Raw genomic sequence first — 26,677 nt, 5'->3', positions numbered from 1 at the left:
CTTCCCGAAGTTCTCCGCTTCACCGGTACACGGGGCACCCCCACCGTCACCCTCAGCTAGTAGTGTGCAGGCCCTAGGGGGCCCTCCCCCGAGGACCCGGCTGTGCTGGGACAGGGGGCAACCCCCTGGGGCCAGTCGAGAGGCGGGATACGGGGATATGACTGTCGGTATCAGGGGACAGGCCGGAGCGCACCGCGCCGTGCCGCAGCCCGCCGGGCCCCGTACCGGCGCACCGCTCGCCGAGCTCGGGCTGCACCCCGACGACCTGCCCGACGGTCTGGTCGTCGCCGACGAGAAAGGGCGGGTCGTCTGCTTCAACGCGGCGGCCGCAAGGATCACCGCGATATGCGCCGACGACACCCTCGGACAGTCCATCGAGGACGCCCTGCCGCTGGAGGACCTCGAAGGCCGGCGCTGGTGGCAGCTCACCGATCCCTACGGCGGTCTCGCGATCCGGACCGGCCAGCCCGAGCGCAATCTGCTGCTTCCCGGCGGCCGCGAAGTGCTCGTCTCCGCCCGTTACGTACGGGCGTGGCCCACCGGACCGCTGCACCGGCTCGTCGTCAGCATCCGGGACACCGAGGCCCGGCGGCGCACCGAACGCAACCACGCCGAGCTCATAGCCACCGTCGCCCATGAACTGCGCTCGCCGCTGACCTCGGTGAAGGGTTTCACAGCGACGCTGCTCGCCAAATGGGAGCGGTTCACCGACGACCAGAAGAAACTCATGCTGGAGACGGTCGACGCCGATGCCAACCGGGTCACCCGGCTGATCGCCGAGCTGCTCGACATCTCGCGGATCGACTCCGGGCGCCTGGAACTGCGGCGCCAGCCCGTCGATCTGCCCGCGGCCGTGGGCCGCCACATCCAGTCGCACATCGCCGCCGGGCAGGTGCCGGACCGGTTCCTCGTACGCCTGCAGCAGCCGCTGCCCGCACTGTGGGCGGATCCCGACAAGATCGACCAGGTGCTCGGCAACCTCCTGGAAAATGCCGTGCGCCACGGGGAAGGGACTGTCACGATCGACGTGGCACCCCAGAGTGGCCCCCTGGAAGGAACGGCAGTCACCGTGAGCGACGAAGGCCCCGGCATCCCCGAGGAGTCGATGGGCCGTGTCTTCACCCGCTTCTGGCGGGGAAGCAAGCGCGGCGGCACCGGCCTGGGCCTCTACATCGTCAAGGGCATCGTCGAGGCGCACGGCGGCACGATCACCGTCGGCCGTGGACCCTCCGGTGGCGCCGAGTTCCGATTTACGTTGCCCGTGGGCACCCCGGCGTATCTGCTCTAGGCAGCAAGGCCCTTCCCACGGGCGTCACCCGCACCGTCCGCCCACGGGCGTCACCTGCACCATCCGCCCACGGGCGTCACCTGGACGCCCCCACCACGGGCGTCATCCGCCACCCTGGCACCCCGTTAGACTCGACCCTTGGCGCATTTGTGTCTGCGTGGTCGCGGTCCGCGGTCCCGGGAGAGACCAGCCAGCCAATCGGAAGCACGGGAAGAGATGTCGGCACCGAATAAGTCGTACGACCCTGTTGAGGTCGAAGCCCTGAAACCGGAAGAGATCGAGCGCATGCGGGACGAGGCGCTCGCCGCCTTCGCGGCCGCGGGCGACCTCGACGCGCTCCAGGAGGCCAAGGTCGCCCATACCGGCGGCACCTCGCCCCTCGCGCTCGCCAACCGCGAGATCGGTGCGCTGCCCCCGCACGCCAAGGCGGAGGCCGGCAAGCGCATCGGCCAGGCGCGCGGCGCGGTCAGCAAGGCGCTCGCCGCCCGGCAGGCCGAGCTGGAGGCCGAGCGCGACGCCCGCGTACTCGTCGAGGAGGCCGTGGACGTCACGCTGCCCTACGACCGGGTACCGTCCGGCGCCCGGCACCCGCTGACCACCATGATGGAGCGCGTCGCCGACGTCTTCGTGTCCATGGGATACGAGATCGCCGAGGGCCCCGAGGCCGAAGCCGAGTGGTTCAACTTCGACGCGCTCAACTTCGTGCCCGACCACCCGGCGCGCCAGACGCAGGACACCTTCTTCGTCGAGGGTACCCGCGCGGACGGCAAGCCGACCGTCGACGACGAGTCCGGCATCGTCCTTCGCACCCACACCTCGCCGGTACAGGCCCGCGCGCTGCTCGGCCGCGATCTGCCGGTGTACATCGTCTGCCCCGGCCGCGTGTACCGCACCGACGAGCTGGACGCCACGCACACCCCGGTCTTCCACCAGATCGAGCTGCTCGCCATCGACGAGGGCCTGACCATGTCGGACCTCAAGGGCACCCTCGACCACATGGTCCAGGCGCTCTTCGGCTCCGACATGAAGACGCGGCTGCGCCCCAACTACTTCCCGTTCACCGAGCCGTCCGCCGAGATGGACATGCTCTGCTATGTGTGTCGCGGCGCGTCGGTGGGCAATGCCGCCAAGCCCTGCCGCACCTGCTCCAGCGAGGGCTGGATCGAGCTCGGCGGCTGCGGCATGGTCAACCCGCGGGTGCTCGTCGCCTGCGGTGTGGACCCCGAGAAGTACAGCGGATTCGCCTTCGGGTTCGGCATCGAGCGGATGCTGATGTTCCGCCACAACGTCGAAGACATGCGAGACATGGTCGAGGGTGACGTCCGGTTCACCCGGCCGTTCGGGATGGAGATCTGATGCGGGTCCCGCTTTCCTGGCTGCGGGAGTACGTCGACCTGCCGGGCGACGCCACCGGCCGGGACGTACAGGAGAAGCTGATCGGTGTCGGCCTCGAGGTCGAGACCGTCGAGCAGCTCGGCGCGGGCCTCACCGGCCCGCTCGTGGTCGGCAAGGTCCTCACCATCGAGGAGCTGACCGAGTTCAAGAAGCCCATCCGCTTCTGCACGGTCGACGTCGGCACGGCCAACGGCACCGGCGAGCCGCAGGAGATCGTCTGCGGCGCGCGCAACTTCGCCGAGGGCGACAAGGTCGTCGTGGCCCTGCCCGGCGCCGTGCTGCCCGGCGACTTCCGGATCGCCGAGCGCAAGACGTACGGCAAGATGTCGCGCGGCATGATCTGCTCCAGCGACGAGCTGGACATGGGCGACGACGGCACCAAGGGCATCATCGTCCTGCCGCGCGAACACGAGGTCGGCACGGACGCCACCAAGCTGCTCGAGCTGTACGACGAGGTCCTGGACATCGCCGTCACGCCCGACCGCGGCTACTGCCTGTCCATGCGCGGCGTGGCCCGCGAGGCCGCCACCGCGTACGGTCTCCCGCTGCGCGATCCGGCACTGCTCGACGTGCCCGGGCCGAACTCCTCCGGCCACCCCGTGCAGATCGCCGACCCGCGCGGCTGCGACCGCTTCACCGCGCGAACGGTGGTCGGCCTGCAGCCCGAGGCCCGTTCCCCGATCTGGCTGCAGCGCAGGCTGCAGAAGGCCGGGATGCGCCCGGTCTCGCTCGCGGTCGACGTCGCCAACTACGTGATGCTGGAGCTCGGCCAGCCCCTGCACACCTACGACCGGAGCCTCATCGAGGGTCCGATCGGGGTGCGCCGCGCCGAGGCCGGCGAGAAGCTCACCACCCTCGACGGTGTCGAGCGCGTCCTGGACGCCGAGGATCTGGTGATCACCGACAACCGCGGGCCGATCGGTCTCGCGGGCGTCATGGGCGGCGCCAACACCGAGATCGCCGATGCCGAGCTCGACCCCGAGACGGGCCTCGCCGAGGGCACCCGGGACGTGGTCGTCGAGGCCGCGCACTTCGACGCGCTGTCGATCGCGCGCACCGCGCGCCGGCACAAGCTCTCCTCCGAGGCCTCCAAGCGCTTCGAGCGCGGCGTCGACCCGAAGGCCGCCTCCGCCGCGGCCCAGCGGACCGTCGACCTGCTCGTGCTGCTCGCGGGCGGCACCGCCGACCCCGGCGTCACCGAGGCCATCGCGCCGTTCGCCCCGCACACCATCACCATCCCGGCCAACCACCCGGACAAGGTGGCGGGTGTCGACTACGGCCGCGAGACCGTCGTACGGCGCCTCCAGGAGGTCGGCTGCGACGTGTACGGGCAGGACGAGCTCGTCGTCACCGTGCCGTCCTGGCGGCCCGACCTGACCGACCCGAACGACCTGGCCGAAGAGGTCATCCGGCTCGAGGGCTACGAGAACCTGCCCTCGACCCTGCCCAAGCCCCCTGCGGGCCGCGGCCTGACTGACCGCCAGCGGCTGCACCGCCGCGTCGGCCGGGCGCTCGCCGGCGCCGGGTACGTCGAGGCGCTCAGCTACCCCTTCATCGGCGAGCAGGTCTTCGACCAGCTGCAGCTGGAGCAGGACGACCCGGCCCGCCGCGTCGTCAAGCTGGTCAACCCGCTGTCCGACGAAGAGCCCGCGCTCCGGACGACGCTGCTCCCCGGCCTGCTCCACGCGCTGCGGCGCAACGACGGGCGCGGCAGCCACGACCTGGCGCTCTTCGAGACCGGGCTCGTCTTCCGGGCGGGCGACGGCGTCGGCACGGTGGACCGGCTCCCGGTCGACCGCCGGCCCACCGACGAGGAGCTGGCCGGGCTCGACGCCCAGCTGCCCGTACAACCGCGGCACGCGGCGGTCGTCCTCGCGGGCTCCCGCGAGCAGGCCGGCTGGTGGGGCAAGGGCCGCCCGGCGACCTGGGCGGACGCCATCGAGGCCGCGCGGAGCATCGCCGCCGAGGCGGGCGTGGAACTGCTCGTCGAGCAGGGCCAGTACGGTCCGTGGCACCCGGGCCGCTGCGCCCGGCTCTCCGTCCTGGCCGACGGGGACAAGACCGTGGTCGGCCACGCCGGTGAGCTGCACCCGCGGGTGGTCAAGGCCTTCGGCCTGCCTGCCCGCACCTGCGCCATGGAGCTGAACCTCGACGGCGTGGAGCGGGCCGTGGACGGCATGCTCCAGGCGCCGCGTATCTCCACCTTCCCGGTGGCCACGCAGGATGTCGCGCTCACCGTCGACCGCGAGGTGCCGGCTGCCGAGGTCGAGCGGGTGCTCCGCTCGGGCGCCGGTGCACTCCTCGAGGACATCCGCCTGTTCGACGTCTACACCGGCGACCAGGTCGGCGAGGGCAAGAAGTCGCTCGCATACGCGCTGCGCTTCCGCGCCGGCGACCGCACCCTGACCGTCGACGAGGCCTCGGCCGCCCGCGATGCGGCGGTGGCCGCGGCCGCGGAGCAGGTCGGGGCGGTGCTGCGGGGCGCGTGAGGTCCGTGCGCCCGGCACGGCGCGTGAAGGCCGTGGGCCGGGCGCGTGAACGGCGCTCGGCGGCAGCGTAGAACCCCTGGTGAGGGGCGCACTTGGAACATCAAGTGCGCCCCTCGCTCGTTCGGGTGAGAAGCGGGGAGTCCCTGGCCCGGCCGGGCCGCCCCACGGACAGAATCGATCCGGCCCGTACGCCGATGCCGTCACGTCCGGTGACCCGGTTTGCGCAGCTTCTCAGGGAGGCCGTCGGCGATGATCCGCATCACCGCCCGGGCGCCGTTCCGCGCGCGCCCGGGACAACGCGCCGCCGCATCGCAGCCGAGCCGGATCCGCCGGATGACCGCCCTCGCCCTGCCCACCCTGTGGGGCGGCGCCGCCATCCTCTACAAACTTGCCTGCCCGTTCGCCCAGCAGAACGGGCTCGCGGCGCGGATCGCCACCAGCGCCGTCTTCTTCACCGTCGGCACCGGACTGGTCATCGGTGCGCGCCGGGCCCTGGTCCGGGAACTCGCCCAGCTGCGCGAGGTCGCCGGCGCCGCCCAGCGGGTGCTGCTGCGCCCGCCGCCACCCCGCCTCGACGGGCTGGCCCTCGCCGCCGGACAACTCTGCGCTCACCGCTCCGCCAGCATCGGTGGCGATCTGTACGAGGCGATCGCCACCGATCACGGCGTACGGATCGTCATGGGCGACGTACGCGGGCACGGGCTCGCCGCCATCGGTACCGTCGCCGCCCTGCTCGGCTCCTTCCGGGAGGCCGCGCACGACGAGGCCGAACTCACCTCCGTACTGCGACGCCTTGAGCGGACGATGCAGCGTCATCTGAGCGAACGCGCCCGGTCCGAGCACCCCGCCGCCTGCGCCGGCGAACCCGAACGCCCGACCGCCGAGGAATTCGTCACCGTCCTGCTCCTGGAGATCCGTCCCGACGGCACGGTCCACGCCCTCAACTGCGGCCATCCCTGGCCCTTCCGGCTGGGCGGCGCCGCGAGCCTTCCGTCCGCCGCCCGGGGCCCGGCCCACCCCGAGGGCCCGCCCGCCGAACGCATCGCCACCGGCGAACCGCTGCCGCCGCTCGGGCCCTTCCCGCTCCCGGAGGAACTGCCCGTACAGCACTGCGGGCGGCTGCTCGGCGGCGAGACGCTGGTCCTGTACACCGACGGCGTCGAGGACGCACGGGATCCCAAGGGACGCTTCTTCCCGTTGGAGGCCGTGCTCGCCGGGCACCGGGGTGCCCCGGGTGAGGTCATCGAAGGCGTGCGCGAGGCGCTGCTGCGCCACACCGGCGGCCGGTTCACGGACGACATGGCCCTGCTCGCCGTACGCAACGAGCGCAGCAGGGTGCCACGCCGGCCGGGCGAACCGGTGGGGCGCGGGACACGGGCGGTCACCTGACCGACGGGCCGCGGCCCACGGCCACGAGTCCGCGGCCCACGGTCACGGGTCCGCGGCCCACGGTCACGGGTCCGCGGGCCGCCGCCCGCGGCCACCGGGGCCACGGGCTGCCACCCGCGGCCACCGGGTCCACGGGCTGCCACCCGCGTACCGTCCGGCCGTGTGCTCCGGTGAGGCCGACCGAAGCACACGTCCGCGCACTCCTCCCGCTCGAAGGGGAGCCGTCCACCGGTCCGGCCTGCGCCGCCCGCCTCGCCGCGGAGAGTTCGGCAGGTCGGCGAGGCGGGCGACGCGGATGGGCCGCCGTACATACGAGGGGGAGCCGGCGGCCCGGCCGCCTCTGGTGAAACCAGAAGTGCGTCCGGTCCAGGGGGTCCGGACGCATATATCCAAGCGAGTACGGCACCGGTACGGCAGGGTGCACGGCCCGTCGCCGCGGGCACTTGATTCGCACCCCGTGTGAAAGCCGCTCCACTAGCCTGGGCCGCACCGAGCCACCCGGAGGGCCCGATGCAGCCCAACACCCTGCTCGACGCGATCCTCGACGAGGCCGGAGTCTCGCACGCCGGTCTTGCCGCCCATGTCAACCAGGCCGGCAAGGCCCGCGGACTCGCGCTGCGCTACGAACACACCGCCGTAGCCCGCTGGCTGAAGGGCCAGCGCCCGCGCGGCCAGGTGCCCGACCTGATCTGCGAGGTGCTCGCCGCCCGGCTGCAGCGCCCCGTGACACTCGACGACATCGGCCTGGGCGTTCCCGGACACCAGGCCTCCGCGGCCGCCACCTCCCTGTCCGGCTTCGTGGAACGGGCCACCGCCCTGTGGCGATCCGACATGCAGCAGCGCCCGCATGTCCTCGGCGCGGCCGCCGTCACCGGGACACCCGCCGTGATGCCGGTCTGGGAGTGGGAGAACCCGCCGGAGGACGTGGACGTCTCCCGCGGTGGACGGCATCCGGTGAGCAGGTCCGATATGGAGATGCTCAGTTCGGCACGCACGCACTACGAGCAGATGTACCGCAAGACGGGAGGCGTCGCGACCCGCGCGCGCATCGTCGGCTTCCTCAACTCCGAGGCCGCCCCGCTGTTGCGCGGCAGCTACACCGATGCGCTGGGACGCCAACTGCACCGGGCCACCGGCGGCCTGGTGGCCATCGCCGGGATCTGCGCCTACGACTCCGACGCCCACGGCCTGGCACAGCGCTACTTCCACCAGGCGCTGCGGCTCGCGAAGGCGAGCGGGGACCGGGGCCTCGGAGCCTATGTGATCGCGCTGCTCGTCAACCAGTCGCTGTTCATCCGCGAATACCGGCAGGCCGTCGCCTTCGCGGAAGCCGCGCTGCGGGCCGCGGGACGGCAGATCACCCCCGCGCTCGCCGCCGACCTCTACGCGATGCAGGCCAAGGCCTACGCCCACCTCGGGGACGGCAGCAGCGCGCTGTTCTGCATCCGGCGGGCGGAGTCCGCGGCCGAGCGGATCCACCCGGGCCACGAACCCGCCGAGACCGGCTACGTACAGCCGGGCCTGGTCAACGTCCAGGTGGCGGAGGCACTGCTCAGCCTCGGCGATCTGGCGGGGGCCCGGATGCACTCGGCCGCCGCCGTGGACACCCCGACCCATGACCGGGGGCGGGTGCACCGGCTCGCGGTGCTCAGCCAGATCGAACTGCGGCGCGGGGAGGCGGAGGCGGCGGTGGCCACGGCCGTCGAGATGGCCGAGCAGGCGAGGGGAATGGAGTCACAGCGGTTACGCGACCGGCTGCGAGCCGTGCGCGAGCACCTGGTGCGCAGTGGATGTTCCGGCACCGAGGAAGCTGCCGCACTCATCGACGGGGCGCTGCGCGTACCGCTGTGAGCGCGACCGCCCGCATGGGGTCCGGCTTTCGGACAGGGTCTGGCGGGTGCGTGCGATATTGCCATCTATCTCGGCGGAAGGTGGCAGAACCGTGCAGTGGACGAACCTATGCGAAAGCACTGTGTACAAGAACCGCTGGTTCCAGGTGAATCTGGCCGATGTCGAGCTGCCCGACGGGCGGCATCTCGACCACTTCCTGATCCGTATGCGTCCGGTGGCCGTCGCCACGGTCATCAACGAGGCCAACGAGGTCCTGCTGCTGTGGCGGCACCGTTTCATCACCGGCAGCTGGGGCTGGGAGCTCGCTGCCGGTGTGGTCGAGGACGGCGAGGACATCGCGCTCGCGGCCGCGCGTGAGCTGGAGGAGGAGACCGGGTGGCGGCCCGGTCCCCTCCAGCATCTGCTCAGCGTGGAGCCCTCCAACGGCCTCACCGACGCCCGGCACCACATCTTCTGGTCGGACGAAGGGACGTATACCGGCCATCCGGTGGACGATTTCGAGTCGTCCCGCCGTGAGTGGATACCGCTCAAACTCGTCCCCGACATGGTGGCGCGGGGGGAGGTGCCGGCCGCCAACATGGCGGCCGCACTGCTGATGCTGCATCACTTGCGGCTCGGCTGACCCGTACTACCGGCCGAGCGCCTGCCATACGGCCACGGCTGTGGCGCCGACCGCGGCCACGGTCGTGACGGCCGTCAGCGGCCAGCGGTTGTGTTCGAGTGCGGCGATCCGGGTGGCGAGATCGTCGAGTTCCTTGCTGCTCTGTTCGTCGCGCTGGGTCAGCAGCGCCAGATGCCCCTCGATGCGGGCGAGCCCTACATCGAGGTTCCGGCGCAACTCTGCGTGGTCGTCGTGGATGCCGTGGATGCCGTGGATCACGGGATGCTCGGGGTCGGGGGTCACAGGTCCGCTCCCTCCTCGGCTGTACGTGGCTGGAACTTGTCCGTGCGCAGCCATCCCTGTCCTGCGCACGGACAGTCAACCGTCCAGGTGAGGGGGTGCGGGAGTGTGTGCGCCAGGCATATGCGGGCCCACGGAACACACGGGTGCGAACCCTTCGGACCCGGCGCCCGCAGACCCCGTCATACCCCGGCCTCGGCGGGTGATTCTGGCCGGAACGATACGGAGCGTGGCCGAATCGCTCCCCGGCCAGTCATCCGCCGGTCCGGCAGCCGATCAGTACGCGTAGAAGCCCGAGCCCGTCTTCCGGCCGAGGCGGCCCGCGTCGACCATCCGCTGCAGGAGCGGGGGAGCGGCGTACAGCGGTTCCTTGTATTCCGCGTACATCGAATCGGCCACCGAGTGGACCGTGTCCAGACCGATCAGATCGGCCAGGCGCAGCGGGCCCATGGGGTGGGCGCAGCCCATCTCCATGCCGTTGTCGATGTCCTCGCGGCTGGCGATCCCGGATTCGAACATCCGGATCGCGGAGAGCAGATACGGGATGAGCAGCGCGTTGACCACGAAGCCGGAGCGGTCCTGCGCCCGGATGGAGTGCTTGCCGAGCACCTTTTCGACCGCGACCTGCGCCCGGGCGATCGTGCCCTCGGAGGTGGTCAGTGCGGGGATCAGCTCCACGAGCTGCTGCACCGGGGCCGGGTTGAAGAAGTGGATCCCGATCACCTGGTCGGGCCGCGAGGTCGCCACGGCCAGCTTCACCAGCGGGATGGACGAGGTGTTGGAGGCGAGGATCGCGTCCGGGCGGGTCACGACCTGGTCGAGGACCTGGAAGATCTCCGTCTTCACCGCCTCGTTCTCCACCACGGCCTCGATGACCAGGTCACGGTCGGCGAACTCGCCGAGATCCGTGGTGAAGGTCAGCCGCGAGAGGGTCGCATCCCTCTCCTCCTCGCTGATCTTGCCGCGCTCGGCGGCCTTGGCGAGGGAGTTGTGCAGCCGGGTGCGCCCGATCTCCAGCGCCTCCCCGGTGGTCTCGGCGACCATGACGTCCAGGCCGGCGCGGGCACAGACCTCTGCGATCCCGGCCCCCATCTGGCCGCAGCCGACTACTCCTACGCGTGCGATGTCAGCGATTGACGAGGTCTCCGACACATCGTCCCTTTCGTGCTCCGGATCGGCAGGTCTGTGACGGATGTCCGTCCCGGCGTCCGTCCGGATGTCCGGCGCCTGCCCCGACGCACCGACGTTACTCCGCGTGCACTGGTGCACGGGGGGCCGGGGCGGCATGCTGTGGCACGTTCCACGGGACAACGGGTACGGTTCGGATTTTCCCGGCAGGCAGGGTGAAACGGGGCAAGGAGTGGCAAGCGGTGCGTATGACGCGCAGAGATTTCACGCTGGCCGGTGCCGCGGCCCTGCTGGCGGCGACCGCGGGAGACTCCGTCGCCACCGAGCAGCGCCGCCGGGCGCCGCGCAACACCGAGTTCCGCGGCATGTGGATCGCCACCGTCGGCAACCGGGACTGGCCCTCCGCGAGCGGCCTGTCCGCCAATGCCCAGCGGGCCGAGCTACTGGCCCAGCTCGACGAGGCGGTGCACCGGAGGCTCACCGCCGTGATCCTCCAGGTGCGCCCCACCGCGGATGCCCTGTGGCCCTCCGGGCACGAGCCGTGGTCCGCGTACCTCGGCGGAGCCCAGGGCAAGGACCCCGGCTGGGACCCGCTGGGTACCGCCGTCGCGGAGGCGCACCGGCGCGGCCTCGAACTGCACGCCTGGTTCAACCCGTACCGCGTCGCGAACCACACCGACCCGTCCCGGCTGACCGCCGGGCATCCGGCGCGCAGGCATCCCGAGTGGCTCGTCCCGTACGCCGGGAGGCTCTACTACAACCCCGGGCTGCCCGAGGTCCGCGCCTTCGTGCAGAAGGCGATGCTCGACGCAGTGGAGAAGTACCCCGTCGACGCCGTGCACTGGGACGACTACTTCTATCCGTACCCGGTCGCCGGTGAGGTCTTCGACGATGACGCGGCCTTCGAGCGCCACGGCACCGGCTTCGCCGACCGGGCGGCCTGGCGCCGGGACAACACCGACCGGCTCGTACGGGAGATGGCCGCCGCGATCCCCGGGGTGCGCGCAGGGGTGCGGTTCGGGATCAGCCCGTTCGGCGTCTGGCGCAACAGAGCGACGGATCCGCGGGGCTCGGACACCTCCGCGGGCGTGGAGACGTACGACCATCTGCACGCGGACGTACGCACCTGGGTGCGGCGCGGGTGGATCGACTACGTCGTGCCCCAGCTGTACTGGAACATCGGCTTCCCGGCCGCCGACTACGCGCGGCTCGTGCCGTGGTGGGCGGACCTGGTCGAGGGCACGGACGTGGACCTGTACGCGGGCGAGGCCCTCTACAAGGTGGCAGACCCCGCACAGCCCGCGGCCTGGCAGGACCCGGCCGAACTGTCCCGGCACCTGACGTACGCCGCCGACTTCCCGCAGGTGCGCGGGCATGTCTTCTTCGCGGCACGGGAAATGGCCGCCGATCCGATCGCAGCCGTGACACGCATGGTGGCCGAGCACTACCCGCGGGGCTGAGCACACGGGCCTCACGGGGAGGGGGCTCAGCCGTGGAATCAGTCCGGTCCGGCCCGGTGCGGTCCGGCCCGGTGCGGTTCGGTCGGGTCCGGTCCGGTGTGGTTCGGTCAGGTTCGGTTCAGTCGGACTGCGGGTGGCGTACGACGGAGTCCGGGCCCGGGGAGACCAGCGTCTCGTGGCCGTCCTCGAAGCGGACGCGGAACGGCGGATCGCCGTCCGGGCCGAGCACCTCGATGACCTCTGCCTCCCGGTCGTGCTGACCGACGATCCTGCCGTGCACCAGCAGCTTGTCGCCCACGGTTGCATGCATGAGGGGTGACCTCCTCGGCTGTTGTGCAGGTGGGGCTCCGTGGCCGCAATTCTACGGCGGAGGGTGTCGGGCGGGCACCCTGTGCGGGCTCAGTCGCGTGCCCGCTGGGTCACCGCGATGCAGATCAGGACGGCCACCGCGGTCAGCGGCGCGGCGAGTGTCATCCGCTCGCCGAGCAGCGAGACGGACCACACCAGGGTGAGCAGCGGCTGGGCGAGCTGCAGCTGGCTCGCCTTGGGGATGCCGATCGCCGCCATGCCGCGGTACCAGACGACCAGGCCCAGGAACTGCGAGCCCGCCGCCACCCAGAGGAGACCTGTCACCGCCTTCGCCGTCAGTACCCAGGGCTCGTACGCGAGGGCCACGGCCGCGAGCGGCACCGCGAGCGGCAGACAGCCCACGAGGGCCCAGCCGATGACCTGCCAGCCGGGCATCACCTTGGCGAGCCGCCCGCCCTCGGTGTATCCGGCGGCGCAGATCAGCAGGGCGCCGAAGAGATAGAGATCGGCGATGCTCAGCGCCCCGCCGCTCTGCTGCACGGTGAACGCGATCACCGCCACCGCGCCGACGCAGGCGGCCGTCCAGAAGGTGCGCGAGGGCCGCGCCCCCGTGCGCAGCGCGGAAAGGGCTGCCGTGGTGAGCGGAAGGAGACCGACGACGACCGCGGCGTGCGCGGTGGTGGAGGTCTGCAGGGCGAGGGTGGTGAGCAGCGGGAAGCCGACCACCGTGCCCGCGGCGACCATCGCCAGCGAGGGCCAGTGCCTGCGGTCCGGCGGGCTGATCCGCAGCACCAGCAGGCAGCCGCCCGCGATCAGCCCGGCGAGCACCATCCGTACGGCGACGAGCGACCAGGGGCCGAAACCGTCGAGGCCCCACGCGGTGGACGGGAAGGTGAGGGAGAACGCGGTGACGCCGGCCGCGGCCAGGAGGATGCCGGTGCGGGTGCTGTCCCGGCCCGCGCCCGGGGTGCCGGGGCTCGGTGTGCCTGTGCCCGGAGCGGCAGGGCTCGCTCTGCCCCCGCTCCGGGCGTCCGGGCTCGGAACGCCGGGACCCGGTGTGCCGGTGGTGTCGACCGCTATCGTGCTTGGGCGGGTAGCGCTATTCTCTGCTCTCATGCAAGAGCGTAGCAGTGTGGGTGAATTGGCGAGCAGCCTGCGCGGGGAGCTTCATCGCTACTCTCCGGGTGGAAAGCTTCCCTCGAGCCGGGCACTCGTCGAGCGCTTCCGGGTGAGTCCCGTGACCGTCTCCAGGGCGCTGGCCCAACTCGCGGCGGAGGGCCTCGTGGTGACGCGCCCGGGTGCGGGCGCCTTCCGTGCCGAGGCGCGGACCGCTCCTCAGGCGACGGGTGACACCTCCTGGCAGGAGGTCGCCCTCAGTGCCCAGGCCGCCGCCGAGCCGCGCACCGTCGACGCCTCCGGGGTGCTTGCCTGTCTGGCGCAGCCGCCCACCGGGGTCATCGAGTTCAACAGCGGCTATCTGCACCCCTCGCTCCAGCCCGAGCAGGCCCTCGCCGCCGCGCTCGGCCGCGCCGGGCGCAGGCCGGGCGCCTGGGGGCGGCCGCCCATGGACGGGCTGCCCGAGCTGCGCGAATGGTTCGCACGCGGCTGCGGCGGGGCCGTCACGGCCTCCGATGTCCTGATCACCTCCGGCGGCCAGACCGCGCTCACCACCGCCATGCGGGCGCTCGCCGCCCCCGGCACCCCGGTGCTCGTCGAATCGCCCACCTATCCCGGGCTCCTCGCCGTCGCCCGCGCCGCCGGGCTCCGCCCGGTGCCGGTGCCGGTGGACACCGACGGGGTGCGGCCCGAGCTGCTCGCCGCCGCCTTCCGGGCCACCGGCGCGCAGGTGTTCATCTGCCAGCCGCTCTTCCAGAACCCCACCGGCGCGGTGCTCTCCACGGCCCGGAGGGCCGAAGTCGTCCGCATCGCCAGGGAGTTCGGTGCCTTCGTCATCGAGGACGACTTCGTGCGCCGCCTCGCCCACGACGACTGCGGCCCGCTGCCGCCGCCGATGATCGCCTCCGATCCCGACGGGGTCGTGGTCCATGTCTGCTCCCTCACCAAGGCCACCTCGCCGTCCCTGCGCGTCGCCGCGCTCGTGGCCCGCGGGCCGGTCCTCGAGCGGCTGCGCGCCATCCAGATCGTCGACCACTTCTTCGTGCCGCGCCCCCTGCAGGAGGCGACCCTCGAACTCGTCGGCGCACCCGCCTGGAACCGCCATCTGCGTTCGGTCGCCGCCCAGTTGCGGGCCCGCCGCGACCGCATGGCCACGGCACTCCTGCGTGAACTGCCCGACCTCGCCCTCCCGTTCGTGCCCTCGGGCGGCTACCACCTGTGGCTCCGCCTGCCGGAGGGCACCGGCGCGGCCGCCGAATCCGCCCTGGCCTCCGCCGCACTGCGCGCGGGCGTCGCGATCAACGCGGGCCGGCCCTACTTCTGCGCCGAACCCCCCGCGGCCCACCTGCGGTTGAGCTTCGCGGGGCTCGCGGGCGAGTCGGAGATCACCGAAGGGGTGCGACGGCTGCGTACGGCCTGTGAGGAGGTGCTCGGCCTGTGAGGAGGTGCTCGGCCTGTGAGGAGGTGCACCGGGAGGACATGCGCGGCCCGCCTGCAGGCGGGCGGCCTGTGACATATCCCCTGGCCAGGTCCGGTCCCCGGATGCGAGCCTCGTCGCCATGACCGCGTACGTGATCTCCACCGACCCCGCCCGCCTCGACCACGCGAAGATCCACCACTGGCTCTCCACCGATGCCTACTGGGCACTCGGGCGCAGCCGGGAGAAGCAGGACGGTGCCATCGCCGGATCGCTGAACTTCGGTGCCTACGACCCGTTTTCCGGCGAGCAGGTGGCGTATGCCCGGGTCGTCACGGATCACGCGACCTTCGCCTGGCTCTGCGATGTGTACGTGGATCGCGCCGTACGCGGCAAGGGTGTCGGAGGCACCCTGGTCGGCGCCGTACGCGAGGAGCTCGAACCCTGTGGACTGCGGCGCATCATGCTCGCGACGCAGGACGCGCACGGGGTGTACGCGAAGCAGGGCTTCGAACCGCTCGCACACCCCGAGCGGTGGATGACACTCGGTCTGCAGTAGTCAGGTCCGCGCCGACAGGACTCTTGACCTGCGCAGTGAAGGGTTCCAACATCGCCGCATGCATGTTCGGCTCACGCTGATCGCCGCCGCACGCAGCTCCTCGCTGCTCGCCGAGCGTTTCGACGACGACCGGCCGCTCGACCAGGCCGGCTGGTACGAGCTGCAGCATGCCGCGCACACCCTCGCGCCGTACGGCAGCGCCGAGCTGCGCTACTGCTCGCCCACCCCGCGCAGCCGCGCGACCGGCGACGCGCTCGGCTTCTCCCCGATGGCCCAGCCGATGCTCAGCGACTGCGACATGGGTCGCTGGCGCGGCCGGACGCTGGCCGAGGTGACCGCGCGCGAACCGGCGGCCGTGGACGCCTGGCTCGGCAATCCGCGCTCGGCGCCGCACGGCGGCGAGTCCCTGCTCGCCTTCATCTCACGGGTCGGCCACTGGCTGGACACCCGGCCGGTCGGCGACGGCGCGAGCATCGTCGCCGTCGCCGAGCCGGGGGTCGTCCGCGCGGCCGTGGTCTACGCACTGAAGGCCCCGCCGGCCACGTACTGGAGCATCGACGTGCCCCCGCTCTCCACCGCGACCGTCACCGGCCGGACCGGGCGCTGGAGCCTCCGCCTGGCCGGTCGGGCGGCCTGACCGGCTTCCCGGGCCGTCGAGCCTGTGACCTCCCCGCGCCCGCGGGCCTGACCCGCTCCTTTCGAAGCACGGCGTGGGGCAGATCACGCGAGCGTCGGGAGGCAGGCCGTCGGAGGACCTTTCGGAAGAGGGGGCCGGAAGAGATATCTTGATGTCGAGTAATCTCGACCGACGACGCAAGCAGACGACGCACGCAGACGTGGAGCGGAGCACCCGGTGACTGACTCGACCATCATCTACACGCACACAGACGAGGCCCCGGCCCTGGCGACCCATTCGCTCCTGCCGGTGATCGAGGCCTACGCCTCGACGGCCGGTGTGCGCGTCGAGACCCGTGACATCTCGCTGGCCGGGCGGATCATCTCGCAGTTCCCCGAGTACCTCGAGGAGGGCCAGCGCATCGCCGACGCCCTCGCCGAGCTCGGTGAACTCGCCAAGACGCCCGAGGCCAACATCATCAAGCTGCCGAACATCTCGGCCTCGATCCCGCAGCTGAAGGCCGCCATCGCCGAGCTGCAGGGCCAGGGCTACGCGCTCCCCGCGTACCCCGACGACCCGAAGACCGACGAGGAGCGCGAGATCCGCGCCCGCTACGACAAGGTCAAGGGCTCGGCCGTCAACCCGGTCCTGCGCGAGGGCAACTCCGACCGCCGCGCCCCCGCCTCGGTCAAGAACTACGCGAAGAACCACCCGCACCGCATGGGCGCCTGGACCCCCGAGTCCAAGACCAACGTGGCCACGATGGGTGAGAACGACTTCGCCTCCACCGAGAAGTCCACCGTCATCACCGAGGCCGGCGCCCTGCGCATCGAGCACGTGGCCGCCGACGGCACCACGACCGTGCTGCGCGAGTCCGTACCGGTCCTGGCCGGCGAGGTCGTCGACGCCTCCGTGATGCGCGTCGCCGCGCTGCGCACCTTCCTCGACGCGCAGGTCGCCCGCGCCAAGGCCGAGAGCGTGCTGTTCTCCGTGCACCTCAAGGCCACGATGATGAAGGTCTCCGACCCGATCGTCTTCGGCCATGTGGTGCGCGCCTTCTTCCCGAAGACCTTCGCCGCGTACGGCGAGAAGCTGGCCGCTGCCGGCCTGTCGCCCAACGACGGCCTGGGCACCATCCTGAAGGGTGTCGAGGCACTGCCCGAGGCCGCGGAGATCAAGGCCTCCTTCGATGCCGAGATCGCCGAGGGCCCCGAGCTCGCGATGGTCGACTCCGACAACGGCATCACCAACCTGCACGTGCCCTCCGACGTCATCGTCGACGCCTCGATGCCGGCCATGATCCGCACCTCCGGCCACATGTGGGGCCCGGACGGCCAGGAGGCCGACACCCTCGCGGTGCTGCCGGACTCCAGCTACTCCGGCGTCTACCAGGTCGTCATCGACGACTGCCGCGCCAACGGTGCCTTCGACCCGTCGACCATGGGCTCCGTGCCGAACGTCGGCCTCATGGCGCAGAAGGCCGAGGAGTACGGCTCCCACGACAAGACCTTCGAGATCGCCGCGGCCGGCACCGTCCGCCTCGTCGACACCGCGGGCAACGTCGTCCTGGAGCAGGAGGTCGCCGAGGGCGACATCTTCCGCGCCTGCCAGACCAAGGACGCGCCGATCCAGGACTGGGTCAAGCTCGCCGTCACGCGCGCCCGCGCCACCGGCGACCCGGCCGTGTTCTGGCTGGACGCCAACCGCGCGCACGACGCCGTGCTGATCGAGAAGGTCACCAAGTACCTGGCCGAGCACGACACCACGGGCCTGCAGATCGAGATCAAGTCGCCGGTCGAGGCGACGGCGTTCTCCCTCGAGCGCATCCGCCGCGGCGAGAACACCATCTCGGTCACCGGCAACGTGCTCCGTGACTACCTCACCGACCTCTTCCCGATCCTGGAGCTGGGCACCAGCGCCAAGATGCTCTCCGTCGTCCCGCTGATGAACGGCGGCGGACTCTTCGAGACGGGCGCCGGCGGCTCGGCCCCGAAGCACGTGCAGCAGCTGGTCAAGGAGAACTACCTGCGCTGGGACTCGCTCGGTGAGTTCCTCGCGCTCGCGGTCTCCTTCGAGCACCTGGCCACGACCACGGGCAACGCCCGCGCCCAGGTCCTCGCGGACACGCTGGACCGTGCCACGGCCACGTTCCTGGAGGCCGACAAGTCGCCGACGCGCCGTGTCGGCGGCATCGACAACCGCGGCTCGCACTTCTACCTGGCGCTGTACTGGGCCCAGGAGCTGGCCAAGCAGACCGCGGACGCCGAGCTGTCGAAGGCCTTCGCGCCGCTGGCCGAGTCGCTCGCGGCGAACGAGCAGAAGATCGTCGACGAGCTGATCGCCGTGCAGGGCAGCCCGGCCGACATCGGCGGCTACTACCAGCCGGATGCCGCCAAGGCCTCCGCTGTGATGCGTCCTTCGGCGACGCTCAACGAGGCGCTGGGGACGCTGGCTTAATCCCCGCTTGCAGCACAGCCGCCCCGGCCGGAGTCCGCTTCCGGCCGGGGCGGTCCGCTTTCGGCCCGCCGTAGCGACTTGAGACGAAGCGGCTTGAGACGAGAGCGCGTTGCCGCTCCGCTCATCCGGCCGGCCACCCCGGTCGGCCCGATGAAGGGAGTGGCTTGAGCCGAGCGGCGGGCGCAGGCCTTGAAGGCATCACCAGGGGCTGGAGTCGGCGTGGGGTCTCCGCTGAGCCTTTCGCCACTCCTCGCCGCCATGCGCGGCGGCCAGCAGAAGGGCGGACCACACAAAGAGGAGAACCGCACCGGCACCGGACAGCATGGGCATCAGGGTCTGCATCACCTCGGCGAAGTCTGCCGACCGGTGGTAGCCCTGATCGATGATGTTGCTCTCCGCGTCACTCCGCATGCCTGTGCCGCCGCCGCTGGCCACGACCCAAAGGACGACCCACGCCCAGAGCGAGCCCGCGGTTGCCCGCAGCCATCGTGGCGTGTGCAGGAGAAACCAGACGAGATCTGTACGGTTGGCGAGCAGGCCGGCTCGGCAGCAGCGGACGAGCGCAGCCAGGGCCAAGCCGTCGAGGCCGAACGCCACAGCACGGGATATCGCGCTTCCCGTCAGCAGGACCCAGACCAGGACCAGCGCGGACACGCCGGCCATCAGCAGGGACAGCCGGATGCGGTTCATCAACTGGTCCGGCACCGCCTACCCCCGGCGGCGGGGCTTACCGCGACGTGCGCCGGACGGTGAACCGCCGGACCGTGTGCCGCCCTTGCCCGAGCCGGTGCGGCGCGAGGCGGAGGCGCCCTTGGCCGCACCTTTGACGGAGTTCGGCTTGCCCGTGCCGTTGCCTGTGCCCTTGCCCTTGCCCTTGCCCTTGGCTCCGCGCCCGGTCCGCCCCCGCGCCGCCTCCACCTCGGCCGGTGACTGCCCGCGCGAGCTGTTCGCCGTTCGCCCCCGGACGATGCCGATGAACTGCTCGACCAGATCGGAGGTCTCTCCCTCAGGCCACACCAGCGCCATCCGTGACTCGGGCGCATCACCGAGCGGCCGATACGTGAGGTCCTTGCGGTGGTGCAGTCGCGCGAGCGACTGCGGCACGATCAGCACGCCGATACCCGCCGCCACCAGCTCGATGGCGTCCCCGGTCGTGGCCGGACGTTCCAGCGCGGGTTTGCCCGGCAGCTGCTCCCAGCCGAGGGTGTCGTCCTGCGGGTGCAGCACGATCTCGTCGGCCAGGTCCGTGAGCGTCACCTCGTCGGCGGCCGTGAGCAGGTGATCCTTGGGTACGACGACGACCGTGGTCTCCGTGTACAACGGGATCGCGTTGAACCGCGTCCGGTCCACCGGCATGCGCAGCAGCCCCGCGTCGGCGCCACCCGAGCCCACAAGGCCGGCCGCCTCGCCGGGCTCCACGGCCACCAGGGTCAGCGGGATGGACGGCAGACGCTCCCGCCAGATCCGTACCCACTTGGCAGGAGTCGCGCCCGGCACATAGGCGAGGCGGAAGTCCGCCGGCTGGTCCGGGTCTGTCACCTGGGGTTTCGCCTCGCTGGTCACTCCGCAAGACTACCCGGCGCCGTCCGTTCCCCGCCCCGGGCCAGTCCGCCCGTGGTCGGCCGTACTCTGCGCCCTCGCTACCCTTGATCCCATGACGCAGCACCAGAACACCCAGACCATGAAGCCCGCGACCGCGGCCAAGAAGCTGGGTGTGTACCTTCCGGCCACCCCCGCCGAGTTCCAGGAGGGCGTGGTCTCGCGCGCCGAGCTGAACGCCCTGCAGGCCGAGCCCCCGCAGTGGCTCGCGGACCTGCGCAGGAATGGCCCGCACCCGCGTCCCGTCGTCGCCGCCAGGCTCGGTGTCTCCATCGCGGGCCTCGCCCGCGGCGGGGTCACGGAGGCCCTCACGACCGAGCAGATCGATGCTCTCAAGCGGGACATGCCGGAGTGGCTGCGCACGGAGCGCGCCACCCAGGCCAAGGTCCGCGAGGAATCCGCCCGCCTCAAGGAGAAGAAGGCCGCCAAGGCAGCCGCCGAGGCCCAGGACCGCTGAACCCCCGGTAGAGCGGCCAACCTTCGACGAGGCTCAGCCCTTCCGCGAGGCTCCGTCCGCCCGTACGGCGAGCCCTGAGCACCGGCCTTCCCCCTCGCGTCCTACCCCCCGTACCTAACCTTCCCGTACCTACCCCCCGGTACCTACCCCCCGTACCTGCCCCGGCGCCCCTGCCCGGGCGCCCCTGCCCGGGCGGGGGGGCACGGTCACCGACCGGCGTTCCAGCCCGGCACGTCCGGCAGCACCGTCTCGGCGACACGGAACAGGGCTTCGTCGCTCGGCAGACCGCCGTCGTTGCGCCACACGGTCACGTCGTACGAGCCCCCGCTGTCCCGGGCGTCCCGCGCCACGCTCACCGTGCGTGCGGTGACGCCCGGGCCGGACTGCACGTCCCCTCCGTCGAGCCGGAATCCGATCCGGATCGTCTGCTGCGAGTGCACGACCGCAGGGCGGCCCAGTATTTTCCGCTGTCGTGCGTCGGTGTACAGCGCCGAGGCCGCCCCGGTCACCCGGAAGTCGCTGTGGTCCACGCTCAGCTCCACGGTGTACGTCTCGAACTCGACCCGCGCCGTCGGAATCACGACCTGATCCCGTCCCTGTCCCATGGAGTGCTCGCTGCCGTAGGCATGTTTGGCCATCTCGTCAGGAGTGCCGAGCAGTCGAGCGAGATCGGGACGGTTCAGGCTCTCGCAGAGCCGGTCGCCGTTCACCCTCGCCCTGTCCGATTTCGTCGGCTCCCGCTCGTCCGCCGCATCGGAGCAGACGGCAGGGCGCCGCTCATGCCGGACGGGCGAGGACGTCTGCTCCTGCGCCCACAGGGCGAAGCCGACCCCGGGCACCAGGAGCAGCCCCGCGACCACCTGCTTCCACGTACTCGGCTCCTTCGCCCGCACCCCGTGACCACTGCTCATGTCCCCCACCTGTCGCTCTCCCCAGAGTCGTGCCGGGACACTAGCCCGTGATCGACAACCGAGCCAAGCGGGATCCGCGCAGGCCGGGTGACGTTCGGTGGCCGACGGTGGCCGAAATGGCCCCTGTGACTGAGCGCTCCAGTTGGCAGCATTCGCCACATCTGACGCTCAGCGTCTGCTGTCCGGCTCCCTCAGAGTTTGCCTTCTATGAGAACCGTGCGATGCCCCCCAAGCGCGCGGGAGAGACCTTCGAGGAACCCAGGGCTGAAGTCGGGCCAGTCCCAGAACTCGAAACCGAGATACCCGAAGGCGAAGTAGTCGTCCGACCAGGTCCACGCAGTCAGGTCACCAGGACGTCGACAACGCGGGCAGGCGACTGCCGCGCGGCCTGTGTCGCTCCAGTCGCTGATGGCCTCGCCGAAGGGTTCCCACGCACCCTCGATCTCCTCCAGCCGGTCGGTGTGGAAATCCGCCCGCCCGGCACAATGAGGGCACACCGCGAACCTGGGTTCGCCCTGACCGCAATTGAATACGGTGCGGCTGGTCTCGATCCTGAGTCCGTCGCTGGGCTCCCAGTCCTGCTGACCGACCGCCTTGGCCCAAGAGGGACCGGGAGGATGTCCCGACGGCGCCCCGAGAACACAGTCGGTGAGCTCAGCCCGAACTATCCCCTCCCTGACCAGCCAGTCGAGTCCGCTGCCTGCCATGGTGTGGGCGTCCGCCTGCGTGGCGTCGAGGTCGACGACGGTCTGGAAATAGTTCCCCATGAGGCAACAGTAGAAGCAACCACCGACAGCACGTCACTGAGCCCACTCATGGGATGCGGCAGAGCAAGGTGCCCTTACTACCGGCAGATGAAGCCGCCTCTCGACGCCTACGCCGCCCTTCACCCGAGCCGTCGACGCTGCCCGCTCAAGTCGCCAACTCGCACGCTCACTCGCCGACTGAAGCGCTCAGTCACAGCCCCGGGGACCGTTGCCCGAAGCGCTTTGCATAAGACTACGGATGGACGTATAGTCATGCCATCGAGAGGGAGGCAAGCATGGTGGTACGTGCCGCAGTGGCCGGAGCGAGTGGGTATGCGGGCGGGGAGTTGCTGCGTCTGCTGCTTGCTCATCCCGGGGTCGAGGTCGGTGCGCTGACCGGGCACTCCAATGCCGGCCAGCGCCTCGGCGCGCTGCAGCCTCATCTGCTGCCCCTCGTCGGCCGTGTCCTCGAACCGACCACGGTCGAGGTGCTCGCAGGGCATGACGTGGTCTTTCTCGCGCTGCCGCACGGACAGTCCGCCGCTGTCGCCGAGCAGCTCGGCGAGGACACCCTCGTGATCGACATGGGCGCCGACTTCCGGCTGAAGGACGCGGGGGAGTGGGAGAAGTTCTACGGCTCACCGCACGCCGGGACCTGGCCCTACGGGCTGCCCGAGCTGCCCGGTGGGCGGGAGGTGCTGGCGGGCAGCAGGCGCGTCGCCGTTCCCGGCTGCTATCCGACCGCCGTCTCGCTCGCCCTCGCCCCTGCGTACGCGGGCGGCCTCGCCGAGAACGATGCCGTGATCGTCGCCGCGACCGGCACCTCGGGTGCGGGCAAGGCCCTCAAGCCGCATCTGCTCGGCTCCGAGGTCATGGGGTCGATGTCGCCGTACGGAGTGGGCGGCGGGCACCGGCACACGCCCGAGATGGTGCAGAACCTCAGCGCGGCCGCCGGCGAGAACGTCAGCGTCTCGTTCACGCCGACCCTCGCCCCGATGGCCCGCGGCATCCTCGCCACCTGCAACGTCAGGGCCAAGCCGGGCGTGCCGGCCGATTCCGTAAGGGCGGCGTACGAGAAGGCGTACGCGGACGAGCCGTTCGTGCATGTGCTGCCCGAAGGGCAGTGGCCCGCCACCGCCTCCGTGTACGGGTCGAACGCCGTGCAGATCCAGGTCGCGTATGACGAGAGCGCCCAGCGCATCGTCGCCATCAGCGCGATCGACAACCTCACCAAGGGCACCGCGGGCGGTGCCGTTCAGTCCATGAACATCGCCCTGGGGATCGAAGAGACCACAGGGCTCACCACGATCGGAGTCGCGCCGTGAGTGTGACGGCAGCCAAGGGATTCCAGGCCGCGGGGATTGCCGCCGGGATCAAGGAGAACGGGAACCCCGACCTCGCGCTCGTCGTCAACCGCGGCCCTCGCCTGGCCGCCGCCGGCGTCTTCACCTCCAACCGCGTCAAGGCCGCCCCGGTCCTGTGGTCCGAGCAGGTGCTCAAGGGCGGTCAGGTCTCGGCCGTCGTCCTCAACTCCGGTGGCGCCAACGCCTGTACGGGGCCGAAGGGCTTCCAGGACACGCACGCCACCGCCGAGAAGACCGCCGAGGTGCTCGGGCACAACGCCGGTGAGGTCGCCGTGTGTTCGACCGGGCTCATCGGCGTGACCCTGCCGATGGACAAGCTGCTGCCGGGGGTGGAGACCGCCGCCGCCGCACTCTCCGAGCACGGCGGCGAGAAGGCCGCCATCGCCATCAAGACCACGGACAGCGTGCACAAGACCGCCGTGGCCGGCCGGGACGGCTGGACCGTCGGCGGGATGGCGAAGGGCGCCGGCATGCTCGCGCCCGGCCTCGCCACCATGCTCGTCGTCCTCACGACCGATGCGGCGCTCGACAGTGACGTACTCGACAAGGCGCTGCGTGACGCCACCCGGCTGACCTTCGACCGGGTGGACTCCGACGGCTGCATGTCCACCAACGACACCGTCCTCCTCATGGCCTCCGGCGCCGCCGAAGTGACCCCGGAGTACGCGGAGTTCGCCGCCGCCGTACGGGAGGTCTGCGACGATCTCGGGCAGCAGCTGATCCGGGACGCGGAGGGCGCCAGCAAGGACATCAAGGTCGAGGTCGTCAATGCCGCGAGCGAGGCGGACGCCGTCGAGGTCGGACGGTCCATCGCCCGCAACAACCTCCTCAAGTGCGCCGTCCACGGCGAGGACCCCAACTGGGGCCGGGTGCTCTCCGCGATCGGTACCACGCAGGCGGAATTCGAGCCGGACCGGCTGAACGTCGCCATCAACGGCGTCTGGGTCTGCAAGAACGGCGGCGTCGGCGAGGACCGCGACAACGTCGACATGCGCTACCGCGAGGTGCACATCGTCGCCGACCTCGCGGCCGGCGGCGAGACCGCCACGATCTGGACCAACGACCTGACCGCCGACTACGTCCACGAGAACAGCGCATACTCGTCATGAACCAGCCCACCGCGCGCAAGCACACCGCGCTCCCCAAGGCCCAGACCCTCATCGAGGCGCTGCCCTGGCTGACCCGCCACCGCGGCAAGACGGTGGTCATCAAGTTCGGCGGAAACGCCATGGTGGACGAGGAACTGAAGGCCGCCTTCGCCCAGGACGTCGTCTTCCTGCACCACGCCGGTCTCAAGCCGGTCGTCGTGCACGGCGGCGGTCCGCAGATCAGCAAGGCCCTCGACCGGCACGGGATCGTCAGCGAGTTCAAGGCGGGCCTCAGGGTCACCACCGAGGACGCCATGGACGTCGTACGGATGGTCCTCGCCGGACAGGTGCAGCGCGAACTGGTCGGGCTGCTCAACCGGCACGGGCCGCTCGCCGTCGGCCTGACCGGCGAGGACGCGCACACCATGACCGCGACCAAGCACCAGCCGCGGGTCGACGGCGAACTCGTCGACATCGGGCGCGTCGGCGAGATCACCGAGATCGACACCGGCGCGATCGAAGCCCTGCTCGCCGACGACCGTATCCCGGTCGTCTCCTCGATCGCCCGCTCCCAGGACGACGGTGACAAGGGGCATGTCTACAACGTCAATGCTGATACGGCGGCTGCGGCACTCGCTGCTGCGCTGGATGCCGAGACCCTGATGGTCCTGACCGACGTCGAGGGCCTCTACGAGGACTGGCCGAACTCCGACGAGGTCATCAGCAAAATCAGCGCCTCCGCACTGGAAAAGCTCCTCCCCGAGCTGGCGAGTGGCATGGTGCCCAAGATGGAGGGCTGCCTGCACGCCGTACGCAACGGAGTGCACACCGCCCGTGTGATCGACGGACGTGTGCAGCACTCCATCCTGCTCGAGATCTTCACCGACGAAGGCATCGGCACGATGGTCGTGCCCGACGAGGCCGAGGGGGCCACGACATGAGCAACGCCGCATTCGCCGAGCGGTGGCAGAACACCCTGATGAACAACTACGGCACCCCGCGCATGACCCTCGTCCGCGGCGAGGGCCTCAAGGTCTGGGACGCCGACGGCACCGAGTACCTCGACTTCGTAGGCGGCATCGCGGTGAACGCGCTCGGTCACGCCCACCCCGCGGTGGTCCGCGCGGTCGGCGAGCAGGTCGCCACCCTCGGCCAGATCTCCAACCTGTTCATCTCCGAACCGGCCGTCGCCCTCGCCGAACACCTGCTCCGCCGCTTCGGCCGCGAGGGCCGGGTGTTCTTCTGCAACTCCGGTACGGAGGCGAACGAGGCGGCCTTCAAACTCGGGCGGCTCACCGGACGCAGCCACATGGTCGCGACCGACGGCGGCTTCCACGGGCGCACCATGGGCGCGCTCGCGCTCACCGGACAGCCCGGCAAACAGGCGCCGTTCGCACCCCTGCCCGGCGAGGTCACGCACGTCCCGTACGGGGACGCGGAGGCGCTGCGGGCGGCCGTGACCACCGAGACCGCCTTCGTCATCATCGAGCCGATCCAGGGCGAGAACGGCGTCGTCGTACCGCCGCCCGGCTACCTCGAAGCCGCACGCGAGATCACCCGGGCCACCGGGACGCTGCTCGTGCTCGACGAGGTGCAGACCGGGATCGGGCGGACCGGGCAGTGGTTCGAGCACCTCGCGCACCACGGCGTCGAGCCCGATGTCGTCACCCTCGCCAAGGGGCTCGGCGGCGGGCTCCCGCTCGGCGCGGTCGTCGCCTTCGGCGAGACGGCCGAGCTGCTGCGGCCCGGCCAGCACGGGACGACCTTCGGCGGCAACCCCGTCGCCTGCGCCGCCGGACTCGCCGTCCTCGAGACCATCGAGTCCGAAGGACTGCTCGACAACGTCAAGGCCGCAAGTGCCAGGCTGTGGGCCGGAACGGAGAACTCCGGACATCCCCTGATCAGCCACGTCCGGGGCGCCGGGCTGCTGCTGGGTATGGTGCTCACCGAGCCGCTCGCGCCCCAGGTGCAGCAGGCGGCTCAGGACGCCGGGATCCTGGTGAACGCGCCCGCGCCCGATGTGATCCGCCTGATGCCGGCGCTCACCATCGGCGACGCCGAGGTGGAAGCGTTCCTCCAGGCACTGCCCGGCATCCTCGACCAGGCGCATGCGGCCGGCCGGGCCGACGGAGAGTGA

General features: G+C 71.2%; 24 protein-coding genes. 16 read left to right on the top strand and 8 right to left on the bottom strand.

Annotation, left to right across the window (positions count from 1 at the left end; all coding sequences use genetic code 11):
* The first annotated feature begins 157 nt into the window (after window positions 1-157).
* From ACLF6P_RS06220 to ACLF6P_RS06195, 6 genes are all read left to right on the top strand, one after another.
* A complete protein-coding gene (locus ACLF6P_RS06220) occupies window positions 158-1,288 on the top strand; it encodes a sensor histidine kinase (protein ID WP_415948709.1) in 1,131 nt (376 codons plus the stop codon).
* 216 nt (window positions 1,289-1,504) lie between these two features.
* Window positions 1,505-2,644, top strand: coding sequence for a phenylalanine--tRNA ligase subunit alpha (pheS, locus tag ACLF6P_RS06215; protein WP_415948708.1), 1,140 nt, complete (start codon window positions 1,505-1,507; stop codon window positions 2,642-2,644).
* On the top strand, window positions 2,644-5,172 hold the full coding sequence (pheT, locus tag ACLF6P_RS06210) for a phenylalanine--tRNA ligase subunit beta (RefSeq protein ID WP_415948707.1): 2,529 nt from the start codon (window positions 2,644-2,646) through the stop codon (window positions 5,170-5,172). The genes pheS and pheT overlap by 1 nt, the downstream gene beginning before the upstream one ends.
* A 249-nt stretch (window positions 5,173-5,421) precedes the next feature.
* Window positions 5,422-6,561 (top strand): PP2C family protein-serine/threonine phosphatase, encoded by a 1,140-nt coding sequence (locus ACLF6P_RS06205; RefSeq protein ID WP_415948705.1) that lies wholly within the window; start codon window positions 5,422-5,424, stop codon window positions 6,559-6,561.
* 510 nt (window positions 6,562-7,071) lie between these two features.
* Window positions 7,072-8,412, top strand: a complete 1,341-nt coding sequence (locus ACLF6P_RS06200; protein WP_415948704.1) for a transcriptional regulator — start codon at window positions 7,072-7,074, stop codon at window positions 8,410-8,412.
* A 91-nt stretch (window positions 8,413-8,503) separates the two neighbouring features.
* Window positions 8,504-9,034 (top strand): NUDIX hydrolase, encoded by a 531-nt coding sequence (locus tag ACLF6P_RS06195; RefSeq protein WP_415948702.1) that lies wholly within the window; start codon window positions 8,504-8,506, stop codon window positions 9,032-9,034.
* Between the two features lie 6 nt (window positions 9,035-9,040).
* Here ACLF6P_RS06195 and ACLF6P_RS06190 read toward each other — a convergent pair whose 3' ends face one another.
* Complete coding sequence (locus ACLF6P_RS06190; RefSeq protein ID WP_415948701.1) at window positions 9,041-9,316, bottom strand: hypothetical protein; 276 nt, start codon at window positions 9,314-9,316, stop codon at window positions 9,041-9,043.
* A 273-nt stretch (window positions 9,317-9,589) separates the two neighbouring features.
* Window positions 9,590-10,447, bottom strand: coding sequence for a 3-hydroxybutyryl-CoA dehydrogenase (locus tag ACLF6P_RS06185; RefSeq protein ID WP_415948923.1), 858 nt, complete (start codon window positions 10,445-10,447; stop codon window positions 9,590-9,592).
* Between the two features lie 242 nt (window positions 10,448-10,689).
* On the opposite strand from ACLF6P_RS06185, the gene ACLF6P_RS06180 reads away from it, so the two are divergent.
* Window positions 10,690-11,901: a glycoside hydrolase family 10-like protein gene (locus tag ACLF6P_RS06180; protein ID WP_415948700.1), complete on the top strand. Its 1,212-nt coding sequence runs from the start codon at window positions 10,690-10,692 to the stop codon at window positions 11,899-11,901.
* A gap of 118 nt (window positions 11,902-12,019) precedes the next feature.
* Here the strand turns inward: ACLF6P_RS06180 and ACLF6P_RS06175 are convergent, their stop codons facing one another.
* Window positions 12,020-12,211: a DUF1918 domain-containing protein gene (locus tag ACLF6P_RS06175; protein WP_415948698.1), complete on the bottom strand. Its 192-nt coding sequence runs from the start codon at window positions 12,209-12,211 to the stop codon at window positions 12,020-12,022.
* A gap of 89 nt (window positions 12,212-12,300) precedes the next feature.
* A complete protein-coding gene (locus ACLF6P_RS06170; RefSeq protein WP_415948697.1) occupies window positions 12,301-13,326 on the bottom strand; it encodes a DMT family transporter in 1,026 nt (341 codons plus the stop codon).
* Here ACLF6P_RS06170 and ACLF6P_RS06165 point away from each other — a divergent pair.
* From ACLF6P_RS06165 to ACLF6P_RS06150, 4 genes are all read left to right on the top strand, one after another.
* Entirely contained in the window at window positions 13,325-14,767 is a 1,443-nt protein-coding gene (locus ACLF6P_RS06165; protein WP_415948696.1) for an aminotransferase-like domain-containing protein, read from the top strand. The two genes, ACLF6P_RS06170 and ACLF6P_RS06165, sit on opposite strands and share 2 nt — an antisense overlap.
* 118 nt (window positions 14,768-14,885) lie before the next feature.
* A complete protein-coding gene (locus tag ACLF6P_RS06160) occupies window positions 14,886-15,302 on the top strand; it encodes a GNAT family N-acetyltransferase (protein ID WP_415948694.1) in 417 nt (138 codons plus the stop codon).
* 58 nt (window positions 15,303-15,360) lie between these two features.
* Complete coding sequence (locus ACLF6P_RS06155; protein WP_415948692.1) at window positions 15,361-15,939, top strand: histidine phosphatase family protein; 579 nt, start codon at window positions 15,361-15,363, stop codon at window positions 15,937-15,939.
* A gap of 216 nt (window positions 15,940-16,155) precedes the next feature.
* Window positions 16,156-18,375, top strand: a complete 2,220-nt coding sequence (locus ACLF6P_RS06150; RefSeq protein WP_415948691.1) for an NADP-dependent isocitrate dehydrogenase — start codon at window positions 16,156-16,158, stop codon at window positions 18,373-18,375.
* A 198-nt stretch (window positions 18,376-18,573) separates the two neighbouring features.
* On the opposite strand, the gene ACLF6P_RS06145 is transcribed toward ACLF6P_RS06150, so the two are convergent.
* Window positions 18,574-19,080: a hypothetical protein gene (locus ACLF6P_RS06145; protein WP_415948689.1), complete on the bottom strand. Its 507-nt coding sequence runs from the start codon at window positions 19,078-19,080 to the stop codon at window positions 18,574-18,576.
* A 3-nt stretch (window positions 19,081-19,083) separates the two neighbouring features.
* Window positions 19,084-19,914 carry a LysR family substrate-binding domain-containing protein gene (locus tag ACLF6P_RS06140; RefSeq protein ID WP_415948922.1) on the bottom strand — a complete coding sequence of 277 codons (831 nt, stop codon included), beginning with the start codon at window positions 19,912-19,914 and terminating at the stop codon, window positions 19,084-19,086.
* A 115-nt stretch (window positions 19,915-20,029) separates the two neighbouring features.
* Here ACLF6P_RS06140 and ACLF6P_RS06135 point away from each other — a divergent pair, with 115 nt between their 5' ends.
* Entirely contained in the window at window positions 20,030-20,431 is a 402-nt protein-coding gene (locus tag ACLF6P_RS06135) for a DUF5997 family protein (RefSeq protein WP_415948687.1), read from the top strand.
* Between the two features lie 206 nt (window positions 20,432-20,637).
* Here the strand turns inward: ACLF6P_RS06135 and ACLF6P_RS06130 are convergent, their stop codons facing one another.
* Window positions 20,638-21,342, bottom strand: coding sequence for a DUF6215 domain-containing protein (locus ACLF6P_RS06130; RefSeq protein ID WP_415948686.1), 705 nt, complete (start codon window positions 21,340-21,342; stop codon window positions 20,638-20,640).
* Window positions 21,343-21,533: 191 nt separating this feature from the next.
* Window positions 21,534-22,109: a hypothetical protein gene (locus tag ACLF6P_RS06125; protein ID WP_415948685.1), complete on the bottom strand. Its 576-nt coding sequence runs from the start codon at window positions 22,107-22,109 to the stop codon at window positions 21,534-21,536.
* 275 nt (window positions 22,110-22,384) lie between these two features.
* Between ACLF6P_RS06125 and argC the strand changes: the two genes are divergently transcribed.
* Genes argC through ACLF6P_RS06105 form a run of 4 tightly spaced genes read left to right on the top strand, consistent with a single transcriptional unit; the run spans window position 22,385 to window position 26,677 of the window.
* Window positions 22,385-23,413 carry an N-acetyl-gamma-glutamyl-phosphate reductase gene (gene argC / locus ACLF6P_RS06120; RefSeq protein ID WP_415948683.1) on the top strand — a complete coding sequence of 343 codons (1,029 nt, stop codon included), beginning with the start codon at window positions 22,385-22,387 and terminating at the stop codon, window positions 23,411-23,413.
* A complete protein-coding gene (gene argJ / locus ACLF6P_RS06115) occupies window positions 23,410-24,561 on the top strand; it encodes a bifunctional glutamate N-acetyltransferase/amino-acid acetyltransferase ArgJ (RefSeq protein ID WP_415948681.1) in 1,152 nt (383 codons plus the stop codon). The genes argC and argJ overlap by 4 nt, the downstream gene beginning before the upstream one ends.
* Window positions 24,558-25,481, top strand: a complete 924-nt coding sequence (gene argB / locus ACLF6P_RS06110; protein ID WP_415948680.1) for an acetylglutamate kinase — start codon at window positions 24,558-24,560, stop codon at window positions 25,479-25,481. The genes argJ and argB overlap by 4 nt, the downstream gene beginning before the upstream one ends.
* Window positions 25,478-26,677 carry an acetylornithine transaminase gene (locus tag ACLF6P_RS06105; RefSeq protein ID WP_415948678.1) on the top strand — a complete coding sequence of 400 codons (1,200 nt, stop codon included), beginning with the start codon at window positions 25,478-25,480 and terminating at the stop codon, window positions 26,675-26,677. The genes argB and ACLF6P_RS06105 overlap by 4 nt, the downstream gene beginning before the upstream one ends.

It is taken from the genome of Streptomyces lothianensis, assembly GCF_047779955.1.
GTDB lineage: Bacteria > Actinomycetota > Actinomycetes > Streptomycetales > Streptomycetaceae > Streptomyces.
The sequence above is the reverse complement of the archived record's forward strand: the minus strand, read 5'-3'. Positions and strand labels throughout refer to the sequence as shown.

What these genes read in the sequence shown, in the direction of transcription:
- ACLF6P_RS06220 (WP_415948709.1), top strand. Translation starts at nt 158, where the DNA reads ATGACTGTCGGTATCAGGGGACAGGCCGGAGCGCACCGCGCCGTGCCG.
- pheS (WP_415948708.1), top strand. Translation starts at nt 1,505, where the DNA reads ATGTCGGCACCGAATAAGTCGTACGACCCTGTTGAGGTCGAAGCCCTG.
- pheT (WP_415948707.1), top strand. Translation starts at nt 2,644, where the DNA reads ATGCGGGTCCCGCTTTCCTGGCTGCGGGAGTACGTCGACCTGCCGGGC.
- ACLF6P_RS06205 (WP_415948705.1), top strand. Translation starts at nt 5,422, where the DNA reads ATGATCCGCATCACCGCCCGGGCGCCGTTCCGCGCGCGCCCGGGACAA.
- ACLF6P_RS06200 (WP_415948704.1), top strand. Translation starts at nt 7,072, where the DNA reads ATGCAGCCCAACACCCTGCTCGACGCGATCCTCGACGAGGCCGGAGTC.
- ACLF6P_RS06180 (WP_415948700.1), top strand. Translation starts at nt 10,690, where the DNA reads ATGACGCGCAGAGATTTCACGCTGGCCGGTGCCGCGGCCCTGCTGGCG.
- ACLF6P_RS06175 (WP_415948698.1), bottom strand. Translation starts at nt 12,211, where the DNA reads ATGCATGCAACCGTGGGCGACAAGCTGCTGGTGCACGGCAGGATCGTC.
- ACLF6P_RS06165 (WP_415948696.1), top strand. Translation starts at nt 13,325, where the DNA reads ATGCAAGAGCGTAGCAGTGTGGGTGAATTGGCGAGCAGCCTGCGCGGG.
- ACLF6P_RS06170 (WP_415948697.1), bottom strand. Translation starts at nt 13,326, where the DNA reads ATGAGAGCAGAGAATAGCGCTACCCGCCCAAGCACGATAGCGGTCGAC.
- ACLF6P_RS06160 (WP_415948694.1), top strand. Translation starts at nt 14,886, where the DNA reads ATGACCGCGTACGTGATCTCCACCGACCCCGCCCGCCTCGACCACGCG.
- ACLF6P_RS06155 (WP_415948692.1), top strand. Translation starts at nt 15,361, where the DNA reads ATGCATGTTCGGCTCACGCTGATCGCCGCCGCACGCAGCTCCTCGCTG.
- ACLF6P_RS06135 (WP_415948687.1), top strand. Translation starts at nt 20,030, where the DNA reads ATGACGCAGCACCAGAACACCCAGACCATGAAGCCCGCGACCGCGGCC.
- ACLF6P_RS06130 (WP_415948686.1), bottom strand. Translation starts at nt 21,342, where the DNA reads ATGAGCAGTGGTCACGGGGTGCGGGCGAAGGAGCCGAGTACGTGGAAG.
- ACLF6P_RS06125 (WP_415948685.1), bottom strand. Translation starts at nt 22,109, where the DNA reads ATGGGGAACTATTTCCAGACCGTCGTCGACCTCGACGCCACGCAGGCG.
- argC (WP_415948683.1), top strand. Translation starts at nt 22,385, where the DNA reads ATGGTGGTACGTGCCGCAGTGGCCGGAGCGAGTGGGTATGCGGGCGGG.
- argB (WP_415948680.1), top strand. Translation starts at nt 24,558, where the DNA reads ATGAACCAGCCCACCGCGCGCAAGCACACCGCGCTCCCCAAGGCCCAG.
- ACLF6P_RS06105 (WP_415948678.1), top strand. Translation starts at nt 25,478, where the DNA reads ATGAGCAACGCCGCATTCGCCGAGCGGTGGCAGAACACCCTGATGAAC.